Origin of the sequence: Desulfomicrobium apsheronum, from assembly GCF_900114115.1 — a bacterium.
GTDB classification, from domain to species: domain Bacteria; phylum Desulfobacterota; class Desulfovibrionia; order Desulfovibrionales; family Desulfomicrobiaceae; genus Desulfomicrobium; species Desulfomicrobium apsheronum.
This window is the reverse complement of the sequence record NZ_FORX01000016.1, coordinates 40204-53582: the sequence shown is the minus strand read 5'-3', so window position 1 is coordinate 53582 and position 13379 is coordinate 40204. Positions and strand designations below refer to the sequence as shown.

Here is a 13379-nt window from a genome sequence, read left to right as displayed (position 1 = left end):
GCCGATCAGACTGCTGCCAGAACCCCGTCCCCAAGTCCGGTGCGCCCGAATTCTCCGGGATGCCTGTCGACCATCTCCTGGCACTCTATGCAAAAGAGCGCGCTCGGTATGGCCAGGAGCCTGCGGTCGGCAATATGCTCTCCGCACATTTCGCAGATCCCGTAGGAATCGTTGTCAATGGCCTTGAGGGCGACGGTGATGTCCCTCAGCAGCTTAACATTGCGATTGTAGCGTATCATGTTCCAGTCCTGGGAGGAAGCGGTACTGGCCTGATCCGCAAGGTCCGGCTCAAGCTCCCTGTTCTGGCTCATGGCTTCCCGTAACACATCGTTTTCCTTTTCGATCTTCCTGAATTTTTCTCGCAGCTGAAGCTCGATTCCCTGATGGATATGACAAACACGCGACATGGATACCTCCATTGTGTGTGGCAAGTCGGTCCACCCGGAACACCCGGATTCGAACTTCTTGCCGTTGAAGCACACTAGGATCCGCGTGTTTCGTGCCGGAGACAAAGACGAGGAGGTTTCATGACAAAGTCACAGGCCCGCATCCGTCAAAAGGCGATCAACGATGAGACGTTCAAGGGCGGGATCGTCCTGCAGGGTCGGCTGGAGCACGAACTCGACCCCGGGAAATTCCTCCCGCAGGGCCACGATCATTTCCGGAATGTCCTGCTCGATATGCACCCCGTTGTAGAGAAAGTACTGCATGACCACGATCCTGTCGCAGCCCTGCCGGGCAAGGGCGCGCACCTGATCGGCCAGGGTCGGTTCGCCCAGGGAAAAAAAGGCCGGGAGGACCGGCGCTCCGCTGACTTCCCGCGCGACCCGCTCCACCATGGCCGTGAACTGCAAGGAAACCTCCCTGCGCCTGCTGCCGTGCCCAAGCACGATCATTCCGGTTTTACGCACTCACCCTCCCTGAAATCCTGTAAAGATGAAAAAAGGCCCCCCACTTGCGGCAGGCGGCCCTTGAACCGACGCGTTTCCGTCGATACTAATGCTTGTGATCCTCATGAGCCGCATGAGCCTGCTCATCGTGACCATGGTCGTGATCATGGTCATGGGGATGACTGTGGGTCAGATCCCCGTGGGTGTGTTCGTGCTCATGCTTGACCACGGTCGTGGTGGTCTTGCCTCTCAAACATCCGCAACCCTTGCACATACGGACCTCCCTTACGCCTTGAAACAGGCTGTTTGCGATAAATATGGAGGTCAAGGTAATCCTTTCCCCGGCAATGGCAATACCGGACAAACTGCAATATCTTGCACATATACACGTCTTGTGCAGCAACCGGCGCACAAATCACCTGTAAAGGGCATGGTCAAAAACACTAAATCTCTTAAATAAAACAACTTAATCTTTTGGCACGACGCCTGCTATGTGAGAATCAACCAAAGACATTCCACTACCTCCAGAATGTAATTGTAAAGGGAGCCTTAAAATGTACCTGAAACACCTCTTAATCGCCGCCTCGCTGGTCCTGGCCCTCGCAGCCGGAGCCCAGGCCTACAAGAGCGGCTGTCCGGGACAGGGACACTACCAGGACTTCATGTCCGGCCTTACCCCCGAACAGCAACAGAAAGTACAGACACTGACCGACGAGCACCACAAGGAACTCTTTGCCCTCCACAAGGAACTCCTTGCCAAGCACCAAGCCATGGAAGCCCTGTTTGCGGCAACCCCGACCGATAAAGCCGCCATCGACAAGGCAGTGGCCGAAGTGAGCGAACTCCAGGCGAAAAAAGAAAAACTCAACGCGGACTACCGTGTGGAGTTGACTGAAGTCGCCGGAAAGCCCGTCCCCATCGAATCCGGCAGAGGATGCGGACGCATGTCCGGATGCGGAGCACACTCCAGCGGCGCTACCCCAAGCGTCGGCTCCGCCCCTGGATGCCCAGCCGCACAAACCATGTAAAACCTTCTCTCTCCCTCCCTTGAAAAGGGCAAAGGCCGTACCCCCTGCGGCCTTTGCCTTTTCCTTGAGAAAGGCAGGCCATGGAACTCGTTCTCCCGTCACGCAGCGATCGCACCATCATGATGGCCACCATGGCCGTGTTCGTCATTGGCCTGGCGCTAAGCTTCTCCACATGGCGCAATCTGCGTCAGCAGCAGGACTCCTTTCACGAGCACGCCCTGGTCACGGCCCGGGCCATCGCCGCCGGGATCGAAATCAATCTGCGCCGGGAGCTGCGGCTGCCCGCGACCCCCGAACACACCAACACGCTTCTGCACCTCCATCGCACCCTGGCCAAAGAACTGCTCCAGGACTACATCAAGCGCACCGACGCCCGCTTCATCGGCCTCTACAACCCCCTCGGGCACATCCTGCTCTCCTCGCACAATGATCCAAAGGCGATCCAGGGCCAGCTGCCGACCATCGCCTGGGCGAGCATCGGCAACGCCGGGGAATGGAGCGGCGAAATGAATTTCGAAGGCCAGCCCATCATGGTCCTGGGCCGCATCTCGCACCTGACCACCGCTCCCGCCTGTCCCGACGGCCAGTGTCCGCCGGACAAGCAGCCGCCGCTCCTGCTCATCGGCGTCGACATGACCCATCATCTGGCGGCCTTCGGCAAATACAAGCGCACGGCCATCCTGCAGACGGGGTACATCCTGGCGGTGACCATCGTCTTCTGGATTCTGCTCCTGGGATTTCTGCAACGCAACGAGCAGCACAGACGCCTGCAACGCCTGGAATCCTTCAACGCCCGTCTGCTGGACAACATGCCCGACGGTCTGCTGACCCTCTCCGCCGACGGCACGGTCGTGGCGGCCAATCCGGCGGCCACAAGCATCATGGGCGGACTCGGCCTCGTGGGGCAGCCGCTCTCCAACATTTTCTCGAACCTGGGTCTGACCCCGGACAGGCAACCCGGGCAGGAATGGAGCACCCTCAAGACGCCCGACAGGCACCTGGAAATCTTGCAACTCCCCCTGAAGGACGGATCGGAGCAGCGCCTCGTGCTGATTCGCGACCGCACGGAACTTGCCGGGCTTGAGCGGGAACTGCACCGCAATGAAAAGCTGGCCGCCATCGGCCGCATGGCGGCGGGCGTGGCCCACGAGATCCGCAACCCGCTCTCGGCCTTGCGCGGATTTGCCCAGTTTTTCGCCAAGAAGCTGGCCGGACGCGACCCCGAAGAACTGTATGCAAGGACCATGGTCCAGGAAGCGGACCGCCTGAACCGCGTCATCACCGACCTGCTCTTCCTGGCCAGGCCAAGACAGCTGAGCTTCGCCCAGGTGCCCCTTGCAGAGATTTTCCGGGAAGTGCATACTCTCTTGTCCATGGACGCAGGCGCCAAAAACGGCCGTCTGGAACAATGGACGGACACAGAAACCGTGCTGGCTGACCGTGACGCCCTGAAGCAGGCCGTCATCAACCTGCTCATGAACAGCGTAGAGGCCATGCCCGAGCAAGGCGGCCTGATCGAACTTTTGGCCGAGGCCACCGACAACGGAACGTGGATTCGTGTCCGGGACAACGGCGCGGGCATGAGCCCTGAAGAGCGCGAACACGCCCTGGAGCCGTTCTTCACCACCAGGGACAAGGGCACGGGCCTTGGCCTTGCCATCGTCCACACCATCATGCAGGAGCATGGCGGCAGCATCCAGATTGAAACGCCGGCGACCGGAGGCACCACCGTCTCCCTTTTCTTCCCCGCCAACCAAACCGGGAGCAGCACATGACCCCACAGTCCACTGTCCTCGTCATTGACGACGAACCGGCGCACAGACTCATGGTCCGCGTCGTCCTTGGCGATGCGGACTTCAAGGTGCTGGAGGCGGACAACGGCTCGTCCGGCCTGGCCACATTGCGCGCCAGGCCCGTGGACGTTGTCCTTCTGGACATGCGCATGCCGGGCATGAGCGGCCTTGATGTGCTGCAGAAGATGCACGAGGAAGGGATGACGACTCCGGTGATCATGCTGACCGCGTTCGGCAACGTCAGCAGCGCCGTCGAATCCATGAAGATCGGGGCCTGGGATTATCTGACCAAGCCCACAGACAACGACGAATTGCTGGCCGTGGTCAAGAAGGCGGCGGAACATGTGCGCCTGACCCGCGAAAACCGCGACCTCAAAAAACAGATCGGCCGGTTGCAGGAGACCAGGATCATCGGCAACAGCCGGGAAATCCGCAAGGTCGTGGAGCTCATCGAACAGGTGGGCCCAAGCGAGGCCAACGTGCTCATCCTCGGGGAATCTGGCACGGGCAAGGAACTCGTCGCCCAACAGCTGCACGAGCAGAGCACGCGCGCCAAGGGTCCTCTGGTCAAGGTAAACTGCGCGGCCCTGCCCGAGAACCTGCTCGAAAGCGAACTTTTCGGCTATGTGCGCGGCGCCTTCACCGGTGCGGCCCAGGACAAGCCCGGGCGCTTCCAGCTGGCCGGGGGCGGCACCCTCTTTCTCGATGAAATCGGCGAACTGCCCCTGACCTTGCAGGCCAAAATTCTGCGCGCCCTGCAGGAACGCATCGTCGAACCCCTCGGCAGCGTAACCCCGGTCAGCATCGACGTGCGCTTCATCGCGGCCACCAACCGCGACCTGCCAACCATGATCGCCGAAGGCAAATTCCGCGAAGACCTCTATTACCGACTGAATGTGCTCGAAATACGCATTCCGCCCCTGCGCGAACGCATCGAGGACATCCCCCTGCTCGTCGACTATCTGCTGGACAAGCTCGGCCGCAAAAACAACCGCCCGATCCGCACGGTCAGCCGCGAATTCCTGGACGCGCTGGGCCGTCACGAATGGCGGGGCAACGTGCGCGAGCTTGAGAACGTCCTGGAGCGCGCGCTCATCCTCTGCCGCGCGGACATCCTGGACCTGCGGGACCTCCCGGATCACCTGCTGGCTCCCGCTCCGACCGCACGCCCGGCGCAGCTCGTCCAGCCCGGGGAAAGCCCGCTGGAGACCGCCGAACGGCATGCCCTGGAAGAGACCCTGCGCAAATACGCCGGACACCGCGAGCGCACGGCCCAGGCGCTCGGAATCAGTCGGCGCACGCTGCAATACCGGCTCAAGAAATACGGACTGACCACCAGATAAAAAAAGGCCGGCCCCCTTCGCAGGGAGCCGGCCTTTTGACTTCTCATGAACGCAACGATCAGATGCCGCAGGCATCCCGCAGATACTTCACGCGCAAGTTGCGCGTGACCAGCACGGGACAGTTTGCGCCTTCGAGCACGCGCGTGACCACGCTGCCCATGATCACGTTCTCGAGCACCGACAACCCGCGCGAACCGATGACGATCAGATCGCAATCCAGTTCGTCCTGCACGTTCAGAATGACATAGTCAGGGCGGCCGCTACGCGAAATCAGCTCCACTTCCATGCCGCAGGGCTCGAGCATCTTCTTGTACTCTTCCAGAATCGCCATGGACCTGGCCTCGGCGTTGGCGCGCAACTTCTCGGCCATGTCGCCGCCGATGGTCATGGTGACGGGCTCCCAGACGTTGAGCAGATATATCTTGGGATGTCTGGAATTGACCAGCTGCGTGCCGTACTTGGCCGCGTTTCTGGATGAATCCGAACCATCCACCGGGATCAAAACACGTTCAACCTTTATCATGGTAGTATCTCCACGGCGGCAGAGCCGCCTCTTTGCTTGCGATTAACGGAAGAAAAGAAAGGTCATCAGCACGAAACAGGGGACCAGAATGCCCACAGACCAGGCCATGTAGCCAAAGAAACTGGGCATCTTGATTCCGCTTGATTCTGCGATGGACCGAACCATGAAGTTGGGGGCGTTGCCGATGTAGGTGTTGGCGCCCATGAACACCGCACCCGCCGAAATGGCCATGAGGGTGTGCACGTGTTCCATCAGGAATTGTGCGTCGCCACCGGCGGTGTTGAAGAAGACCAGATAGGTCGGAGCGTTGTCCAGGAAGCTCGACAGGGTGCCGGTCAGCCAGAAGTACATGGCGTTGTTGGCCACGCCGTCCACGGAGACCAGGGCGATGAGGCTCGACAGAGCGCCGTCCATGCCTGCACGCAGGATGGAAATGGCCGGAATCATGGTGATGAAGATACCGGCGAAGAGCTTGGCCACCTCGACGATGGGCTCCCAGTTGAATTCGTTGCGACGGCGGATTTCGGCGGCCGTGGTCTTGAGACTCACACCGGCCAGAACCAGCAGCAGCACGTCGCGGGCGATGTTCTGCAATTCGACATGCACGTGATAGATCTCCACGCCGCCCTCGGGCTTCCACATGCCGCTCATGAGCACGCCGCCGACCACGCCGACCAGCAGGAGCAGGTTGAAGGTGCCCTCAAGGCGCAGCTTGCCGTCCTGCCCCGCATCAGGCGACTCGGGGCGGCCTTCCTTGCTGAAGAGCACCGTGTCGATGACGAAATAAAGCGCCAGCAGAATGATCGACATGACCACGAAAGGCACGAACAGATGCTTCGTGGTCCAGAAAAAGGACACGCCCTTCAAGAAGCCCAGGAACAGCGGCGGATCGCCCAGGGGCGTGAGGCTGCCGCCGATGTTGGCGACCAGGAAGATGAAGAACACGATGGTGTGCACCTTGTACTTGCGGTGCGAGATGGCGCGCATGAGCGGACGGATGAGCAGCATGGCCGCGCCGGTGGTGCCCATCCAGCTGGCCAGCAGGGTGCCGATGAGCAGAATGACCGTGTTGACCACCGGCTTGCCCACCAGGGATCCGCGCAGGCACACGCCGCCGGCGATGGTGAACAGGGAAAAAAGCAGGATTAGAAACGAAACGTACTCCAGGGCGATGGTGTGCACCACGGAATACAGCGCCAGCTCGTAACCGTGGCCTATGGCGAAGGGAACCAGGAACGCCACGCTCCAAAAAGCTGCCACCTTGCCGTAATGATGGTGCCAAAAGTGCGGCACGGCCAAGGGCATGACGGCAATGGAAAGAAGCATGCACGCAAAGGGAGCCACCCAAAGCACGCCCAAATGCTTGCCGATCTCCTCGGCCTCATGGTGCAGATCCCCCCCGGAGGCCCAAACATCCGGCAAGATGCCAAGAACCCCCAGCCCGATGACCGCCAGGCAAAAAAACCAGACAGAACTTTTTCGCATCCGATGTCTCCTTATTGACCACCACCAGGAGGTGGCAACCAGTTCGCTAACATGAAAGGCGTCACGAAGACGCCCAGCCTCTCCCCTTTATCCCTTGCAAGCGAAAAAGCAGACTCGTCTCCCGGCGCGTGTCATCTCCGGACACCGAAAAAGATGAAATAATGAACTCTGCGGTCCTGTCCGGAACAAAATTGCCCGGGAACGGGGCGGTCGATCGGCACGCCGCGACCGCCAAAGACCTGATTTTTCGCACGGCGGGTCCATATGCCATATCGCCGCACGCGGCAAGACCCCTGAAAAACCCACGGTCTGTCTATGTAAACGGGCAGTCCGCGTCATCCTCGCGCGCCCTGCTGAGGAGTTATTGTTTTCATTGACCAATTCGTACCAAAACGATTCGGATTGCCCCAGAAGCGCACAAAAAAAACCGGCCCCCTTGAAGAGAGCCGGCCTTGATTCAATGTTTAAAGAGGACGTTGCCTACCGTATTACAGCCCGCAAGCGTCCTTCAGATACTTCAGGCGCAGGTTGCGCGTGACCAGCACGGGGCAGGTCGCGCCTTCGAGCACGCGGGTGACCACGCTGCCCATGATCACGTTCTCGAGCACGGACAGACCGCGCGAACCGATAACGATGAGGTCGCACTGAAGCTCGTCCTGAACGTTCAGGATGGCGTAGTCAGGACGACCGCTGCGCGAAATCAGCTCCACGTCCATGCCGCAGGGCTCAAGCAGTTTCTTGTATTCTTCGAGCACGGCCATGGATTTGGCCTCGGCATTGGCGCGCAGCTTTTCGGCCATTTCGCCGCCGATGGTCATGTTGATGGGCTCCCAGACATTGAGCAGATAGATCTTGGGATACTTGGAATTGACCAGATGCGCGCCATACTTGGCCGCGTTTCTGGATGAATCCGAGCCATCGACCGGAATGAGTACACGTTCAACTTTGATCATAGTCATATCTCCACGGCGGATATTCCCGCCTCAAAGCTGTTGATTAGTGGAAGAAGAGAATGTTCATAAGAACGAAACACGGCACCAGAATGCCTGCGGACCAAGCCATGTAGCCAAAGAAGCTGGGCATCTTGATGCCGCCCGTTTCAGCGATGGACCGGACCATGAAGTTGGGGGCATTGCCGATGTACGTGCACGCTCCGAAGAAAACCGCGCCTGCTGAAATGGCCAGCAGGGTGCCCACCTCGGTCATGAGGCGCTGCGCGTCGCCACCGGCCGTGTTGAAGAACACGACATAGGTCGGGGCGTTGTCCAGGAAGGCGGACAGAATACCGGTCAACCAGAAGTACATGGTGTGGTTGTCGAGACCCTCGGCGGTCTTGACCATGGAGATGATGCCGTTCAGGGCGCCGTCCATGCCCGCACGCAGGATGGAGATGGCCGGGATCATGGAGATGAAGATGCCGGAGAAGAGCTTGGCGACTTCCCGGATGGGCTCCCAGTCGAACTCGTTGCGACGGCGGATTTCCGGAGCCGTGATCTTGAGGCTCACGAAGGCAAGGGCCACCAGCAGGACGTCGCGCAGGATGTTCTGCAGTTCCACGTGAACTTCATAGACGGTGATTTCAACGCCGGGTTTCCACATGCCGCTCATGAGCACGCCGGCGACCACGCCGCCCAGAAGCAGCAGGTTGGAGGTCCCTTCAAGGCGCAGCTTGCCGTCCAGGCCTGCGTCAGGAGACTCGGGGCGGCCTTCCTTGTTGAAGAGCACCGTGTCGATGACGAAATAAAGCGCCAGCAGAATGGCCGACAACACAGCAAACGGGATGAACATGTGCACCGTGGTCCAGAAGAAGGATACGCCCTTCAGGAAGCCCAGGAACAGCGGCGGATCGCCCAGAGGCGTGAGGCTGCCGCCGATGTTGGCGACCAGGAAGATGAAGAACACGATGGTGTGCACCTTGTACTTGCGGTGCGAGATGGCGCGCATGAGCGGGCGAATGAGCAGCATGGCCGCGCCGGTGGTGCCCATCCAACTGGCCAGCAGGGTGCCGATCAGCAGGATGACCACGTTGACCTGTGGTTTGCCCACCAGGGAGCCGCGCAGACACACGCCGCCGGCGATGGTGAACAGGGAGAAGAGCAGGATGATAAAGGAGATGTATTCCAGAAACAGGACATGCAGCACATTGTAGACTGCCAGATCGAAACCGTACACCAGGGCGTATGGCACGATGAAGGCCGCGCCCCAGAAAGCGGCGACCTTGCCGTAGTTGTGATGCCAGAAATGCGGGATCGCCAGCGGCATGATGGCGATGGACAAAAGCAGGCCCGCGAAGGGCACGACCCAGAGCACGCCCATCTGCTTGCCGATTTCATCCGCCGCATGATGCAGCCCCCCGGCGGCCCAGACTTCAGGCAAGATGCCAAGCACTCCCAGGCCCATGACTGCCAGGCAAAAAAACCACACAGAACTTTTCCGCATCCGATGTTCTCCTTCTTGTGTTGCCGCCAACGCGGCAGCCGGTCGTTTGTGATCAAGGCCTAGGGGCATCAACGAAAATGCTCCGCCACAACCTTGATCAAGGATTTGGTCAAAAAGGCCAGGTCCTGGTCATCCGTGATGTATGGCGGCATCACGTACACCAAACGGCCAAAGGGACGAACCCAGACACCCTCATCGACAAAAGCGGTCTGAATTTCGGCCATACGCACCGGTTCCTTGAGCTCCACCACTCCGATGGCGCCGAGGATGCGCACGTCCGAAATGTAGGACAAATTTCGACATGGGGCAAGGCCAATTGTCAGTAAACGCCCGATCCGCGCCACTTGCGAGGCCCAATCGCTATCAATAAGCAGGCCCAGGGACGCCCTTGCCACAGCGCAGGCCAGCGGGTTGCCCATGAAGGTCGGGCCGTGCATGAACACTCCGGGTTTTCCCAGGCAGACCCCTTCCGCCACGCGATCCGTGGCCAGGGTCGCGGCCAGGGTCATGTACCCCCCGGTCAGGGCCTTGCCCAGACACATGATGTCCGGACTGATCCCGGCGTGTTCGCAGGCGAAAAGCTTCCCGGTCCGGCCGAAACCCGTAGCGATCTCGTCGGCGATGAGCAGCACGTCGAAGGCGTCGCAGAGTTCCCGCACGCGTTTGAGATACATGGGATGATAGAAGTACATCCCCCCCGCGCCCTGCACCACGGGTTCAAGAATCACGGCCGCGATCTCGTCATGATGGCGCTCAAGGGTTTCGCGCATGGGAGCGATGTCGCTTTCGTCCCATTCGTCGCCGAACTGGCAGCCGGGCCGCGGCACGAAATGGTGCCTGGAAAGGACGCCCGAGAAACTCTCGTGCATCCCGTTCACCGGGTCGCACACGCTCATGGCCGCGAACGTATCTCCGTGGTAGCCGCCCCGGATGGTCAAAAGGCGGTTCTTCCCTCCCCGGCCCCGGCAGATCCAAAACTGGAAGGCCATCTTGATGGCGACCTCCACGGCCACCGAGCCGGAATCGGCCAGAAAAACCTTGGTCAGGGGCGCGGGCGTCAGTTCGACCAGGGACCGGCAAAGCTCGACGGCCGGCGCATGGGTCAGGCCGCCGAACATGACATGGGCCATGCGGGAGAGCTGGTCGGTGACGGCGGCGTTCAGGACGGGATGGTTGTAGCCATGGATGGCCGCCCACCACGAGGCCATGCCATCGACGAGCTCCCGGCCGTCCGCGAGCCGAAGACGCACGCCGTGCGCGGAGACGACCTCGTGCACGGGCAGGGGATAAGTCGTCGAGGTATAGGGATGCCAGATGTGCTGGCGGTCAAAATCAAGGATGTGGTTGGTCATGGGTTCGCCGGTGAGGTTTTGCACTGTTCGGAGGAATTGCGCTTCGCCGTGGCTTGGGCTAGCAGCACGTGGACACGAGGACAAACATGACTGCTATTCCACCGGAATTCAATCTTCAATCATATGATTTCGACCTGCCCGAGGCCCAGATAGCCCAGGACCCGACCGAAAAGCGCGGGGCCTCCCGGCTGCTGGTGCTGGACCGGAACAGCGGCGAAGTGCGCGACGCCATGTTCGCCGACATCCCGGACCTTCTCCCGCCGGGCGCGCTGCTGGTGGTCAATAACACCAAGGTCCTGCCCGCCAGGCTCATCGGACGCAAGGAGTCCGGCGGCAAGGTCGAATTCCTGCTGCTCACACCCCTGGCGCTCATAGAGCCAGGCGCAAACGCGGACGGCACCAAGACCGCCACGGTCGAAGGACTGCTCAAGGCGTCAAAGGGACCGCGTCAGGGAGACCGACTCCTTTTCCCGGGCATCGAACTGCGCGTGCTCGAAAAGGGCGAGTTCGGCAGGGCGAAGGTTGCGATGCGCTGGACCGGCGATCTGGCCGAACATTTCCTGAAGCAGGGTCACATCCCCCTGCCCCCATACATCCACCGCGAGGACAAGAGCGAGGATCGCACCCGCTACCAGACCGTATACTCCCGGGAAGACAAGCTCGGCTCCGTGGCCGCGCCCACGGCCGGGCTGCACTTTACCCCGTCGATCATGGACGCCCTGGCCGCGCGGGACATCCGGATGGCCGAAGTCACCCTCTACGTCGGCTACGGCACCTTCAGCCCGGTGCGCGCGCACGATATCCGCGAGCACGTCATGCACGCCGAATACGCCGAAGTGTCCGAGGAAACGGCCCGCGCCATCGCCACGGCCAAAAGCGAAGGACGGCCCGTCGTCGCCGTGGGCACGACCACCTCCCGGACGCTGGAGAGCATGGCCACGGCCCTGGGGGAAATCGGTCCCTTCAAGGGCTGGACGGACATTTTCATCCGCCCCGGCTATGGCTTCAAGGTCGTGGACCAGCTCATCACCAACTTCCACTTGCCCCGCTCTTCCCTAATCATTATGGTCTGCACACTCGCGGGCAGGCAACAGATTATCGATGCCTACAACCACGCGGTGCGGCAGGGTTTCCGTTTTTTTTCGTACGGCGACGCCATGCTCATCCGCTGACACGCCCGACAGGAATTTTTTGATCGTCAACACTATCCCCCCGTGGAGGTATTCCATGTCAAGCAGAGTCGAGTTCCGGGAAGACCGCTGCAAGGGCTGCCTGCTCTGCACCGAAGTCTGCCCGACCGGCATCATCCAGCAATCGAGTCGATTCAATCAGAAGGGATACAAGGTGACCGAAATCGCCCCCGACATGATGAGCGAGTGCAAGGGCTGCGCCTTTTGCGCCATGATGTGTCCGGATTATGCCATCAACGTGTACACGACGAAGTCGGCCAAAGGAGGAGAAAAATGAGCACTCCCAAACGCATCTTCGTCAAAGGTAACGAAGCCATCTCGCGCGGTGCCCTGGCCGCCGGGGTGAAATGCTTTTTTGGCTACCCCATCACCCCCCAGAACGACATCCCCGAATTCATGTCCTCGGCCATGTTCGAGGCCGGCGGACAGTTCGTGCAGGCCGAGAGCGAAGTGGCCGCGGCCAACATGCTGCTCGGAGCGGCAGGATGCGGCATCCGGGCCATGACCTCGTCGTCGAGCCCCGGCATGTCCCTCAAGCAGGAGGCCATCTCCTACATGGCCGGCAGCGAACTCCCCGGCGTGCTGGTCAACGTCAGCCGCGGCGGCCCCGGCCTCGGGGACATCGGCCCCTCCCAGGGCGACTACTTCCAGTCCGTCAAGGGCGGCGGACACGGCGACTACAAGCTGCTGGTCCTGGCGCCGGGCACGGTGCAGGAAGCCTACGACCTGACCATCAAGGCCTTTGACCTGGCCTTCAAGTACAGAAACCCGGTCCTGGTCCTGGCCGACGCCATCATCGGCCAGATGAAGGAGCCGGTGGTACCGTGGGTGCCCGAGAACCTGGACCCGGACGAGGGGCAGGATTGGGGCTTGCAGGGAGCCAAGGACCGCGCTCCGCGACTCCTGAAATCCCTCTTCCTCGACGACGGCGCGCTGGCGGGACAGAACCAGAAGCTTCAGGCCAAGTACCAGGCCATGCAGGCCGAAGTGGATCAGGAGCTTTTCCTGACCGAAGATGCCGAGCTTGTCGTCGTGGCCTTCGGGTCCATCGGCCGCATTGTAAAAAGCACGATCCGCAAACTGCGCGGCCAGGGGCACAAGGTCGGGCTGGTGCGGCCCATCACGCTCTTTCCCTTCCCTTCGGAAGTGCTCCTGAACCTGGCCAAGGAAGGCAAACGCTTCCTGACCATCGAGCACAACATGGGCCAGATGGTGGAAGACGTGCGTCTCTCCATCCGGACCGTGGCTGATTCGGCGTTCCATGGCCAGCTGCCCGGCAATCTGCCCACGCCGGATGATTTCGAAGAACCCATTCTGAAGGCGCTGGAGGGATAAG

14 protein-coding genes are annotated in these 13379 nt (G+C 60.7%); 7 read left to right on the top strand and 7 right to left on the bottom strand.

Annotated features, from left to right (window positions below; translation table 11 throughout):
- Nucleotides 1-5 precede the first annotated feature (5 nt).
- Both BMZ40_RS14085 and BMZ40_RS14080 read right to left on the bottom strand, forming a co-directional pair.
- Nucleotides 6-407 (bottom strand): TraR/DksA family transcriptional regulator, encoded by a 402-nt coding sequence (locus tag BMZ40_RS14085; RefSeq protein WP_177193183.1) that lies wholly within the window; start codon nt 405-407, stop codon nt 6-8.
- Between the two features lie 129 nt (nt 408-536).
- Nucleotides 537-911: a sirohydrochlorin chelatase gene (locus BMZ40_RS14080; RefSeq protein ID WP_143075648.1), complete on the bottom strand. Its 375-nt coding sequence runs from the start codon at nt 909-911 to the stop codon at nt 537-539.
- 112 nt (nt 912-1023) lie between these two features.
- On the opposite strand from BMZ40_RS14080, the gene BMZ40_RS19655 reads away from it, so the two are divergent.
- The 4 genes from BMZ40_RS19655 (at nt 1024) to BMZ40_RS14060 (ending at nt 5054) form a co-directional block, all read left to right on the top strand.
- The gene (locus BMZ40_RS19655) at nt 1024-1350 is read left to right on the top strand and encodes a hypothetical protein (RefSeq protein ID WP_177193182.1); all 327 of its coding nucleotides are present in this window, start codon (nt 1024-1026) and stop codon (nt 1348-1350) included.
- Between the two features lie 94 nt (nt 1351-1444).
- On the top strand, nt 1445-1918 hold the full coding sequence (locus BMZ40_RS14070; RefSeq protein WP_092377065.1) for a periplasmic heavy metal sensor: 474 nt from the start codon (nt 1445-1447) through the stop codon (nt 1916-1918).
- Nucleotides 1919-1998: 80 nt separating this feature from the next.
- Nucleotides 1999-3693, top strand: coding sequence for a two-component system sensor histidine kinase NtrB (locus BMZ40_RS14065; protein WP_092377062.1), 1695 nt, complete (start codon nt 1999-2001; stop codon nt 3691-3693).
- Entirely contained in the window at nt 3690-5054 is a 1365-nt protein-coding gene (locus BMZ40_RS14060) for a sigma-54-dependent transcriptional regulator (protein ID WP_092377060.1), read from the top strand. Before BMZ40_RS14065 ends, BMZ40_RS14060 begins: the two co-directional genes overlap by 4 nt.
- A gap of 58 nt (nt 5055-5112) precedes the next feature.
- Here the strand turns inward: BMZ40_RS14060 and BMZ40_RS14055 are convergent, their stop codons facing one another.
- The 5 genes from BMZ40_RS14055 to bioA all read right to left on the bottom strand — a co-directional run bounded on the left by BMZ40_RS14055 (nt 5113) and on the right by bioA (nt 10853).
- A complete protein-coding gene (locus BMZ40_RS14055; protein ID WP_092377057.1) occupies nt 5113-5577 on the bottom strand; it encodes a universal stress protein in 465 nt (154 codons plus the stop codon).
- 42 nt (nt 5578-5619) lie between these two features.
- Nucleotides 5620-7062, bottom strand: coding sequence for a sodium:proton antiporter (locus BMZ40_RS14050; protein ID WP_092377054.1), 1443 nt, complete (start codon nt 7060-7062; stop codon nt 5620-5622).
- Nucleotides 7063-7550: 488 nt separating this feature from the next.
- Nucleotides 7551-8015 carry a universal stress protein gene (locus BMZ40_RS14045; RefSeq protein WP_092377051.1) on the bottom strand — a complete coding sequence of 155 codons (465 nt, stop codon included), beginning with the start codon at nt 8013-8015 and terminating at the stop codon, nt 7551-7553.
- A gap of 43 nt (nt 8016-8058) precedes the next feature.
- Nucleotides 8059-9501, bottom strand: coding sequence for a sodium:proton antiporter (locus tag BMZ40_RS14040; RefSeq protein WP_092377048.1), 1443 nt, complete (start codon nt 9499-9501; stop codon nt 8059-8061).
- A gap of 68 nt (nt 9502-9569) precedes the next feature.
- Nucleotides 9570-10853, bottom strand: coding sequence for an adenosylmethionine--8-amino-7-oxononanoate transaminase (bioA, locus tag BMZ40_RS14035; protein WP_092377045.1), 1284 nt, complete (start codon nt 10851-10853; stop codon nt 9570-9572).
- Between the two features lie 86 nt (nt 10854-10939).
- On the opposite strand from bioA, the gene queA reads away from it, so the two are divergent.
- From queA to BMZ40_RS14020, 3 genes are read left to right on the top strand one after another with little or no spacing between them, the layout of a single operon-like run.
- Nucleotides 10940-12025 carry a tRNA preQ1(34) S-adenosylmethionine ribosyltransferase-isomerase QueA gene (queA, locus tag BMZ40_RS14030; RefSeq protein WP_092377042.1) on the top strand — a complete coding sequence of 362 codons (1086 nt, stop codon included), beginning with the start codon at nt 10940-10942 and terminating at the stop codon, nt 12023-12025.
- 55 nt (nt 12026-12080) lie between these two features.
- Nucleotides 12081-12320 (top strand): 4Fe-4S dicluster domain-containing protein, encoded by a 240-nt coding sequence (locus tag BMZ40_RS14025; RefSeq protein WP_092377039.1) that lies wholly within the window; start codon nt 12081-12083, stop codon nt 12318-12320.
- Nucleotides 12317-13378 carry a 3-methyl-2-oxobutanoate dehydrogenase subunit VorB gene (locus BMZ40_RS14020; RefSeq protein WP_092377036.1) on the top strand — a complete coding sequence of 354 codons (1062 nt, stop codon included), beginning with the start codon at nt 12317-12319 and terminating at the stop codon, nt 13376-13378. Before BMZ40_RS14025 ends, BMZ40_RS14020 begins: the two co-directional genes overlap by 4 nt.
- Nucleotide 13379 lies beyond the last annotated feature (1 nt).

Bases quoted from the DNA above. Each gene is read 5' to 3' on its own strand.
- BMZ40_RS19655 (WP_177193182.1), top strand. From the start codon at position 1,024: ATGAGCCTGCTCATCGTGACCATGGTCGTGATCATGGTCATGGGGATG.
- BMZ40_RS14060 (WP_092377060.1), top strand. From the start codon at position 3,690: ATGACCCCACAGTCCACTGTCCTCGTCATTGACGACGAACCGGCGCAC.
- BMZ40_RS14045 (WP_092377051.1), bottom strand. From the start codon at position 8,015: ATGATCAAAGTTGAACGTGTACTCATTCCGGTCGATGGCTCGGATTCA.
- BMZ40_RS14025 (WP_092377039.1), top strand. From the start codon at position 12,081: ATGTCAAGCAGAGTCGAGTTCCGGGAAGACCGCTGCAAGGGCTGCCTG.
- BMZ40_RS14040 (WP_092377048.1), bottom strand. From the start codon at position 9,501: ATGCGGAAAAGTTCTGTGTGGTTTTTTTGCCTGGCAGTCATGGGCCTG.
- bioA (WP_092377045.1), bottom strand. From the start codon at position 10,853: ATGACCAACCACATCCTTGATTTTGACCGCCAGCACATCTGGCATCCC.
- BMZ40_RS14055 (WP_092377057.1), bottom strand. From the start codon at position 5,577: ATGATAAAGGTTGAACGTGTTTTGATCCCGGTGGATGGTTCGGATTCA.
- BMZ40_RS14065 (WP_092377062.1), top strand. From the start codon at position 1,999: ATGGAACTCGTTCTCCCGTCACGCAGCGATCGCACCATCATGATGGCC.
- BMZ40_RS14085 (WP_177193183.1), bottom strand. From the start codon at position 407: ATGTCGCGTGTTTGTCATATCCATCAGGGAATCGAGCTTCAGCTGCGA.
- BMZ40_RS14070 (WP_092377065.1), top strand. From the start codon at position 1,445: ATGTACCTGAAACACCTCTTAATCGCCGCCTCGCTGGTCCTGGCCCTC.
- BMZ40_RS14020 (WP_092377036.1), top strand. From the start codon at position 12,317: ATGAGCACTCCCAAACGCATCTTCGTCAAAGGTAACGAAGCCATCTCG.
- queA (WP_092377042.1), top strand. From the start codon at position 10,940: ATGACTGCTATTCCACCGGAATTCAATCTTCAATCATATGATTTCGAC.
- BMZ40_RS14050 (WP_092377054.1), bottom strand. From the start codon at position 7,062: ATGCGAAAAAGTTCTGTCTGGTTTTTTTGCCTGGCGGTCATCGGGCTG.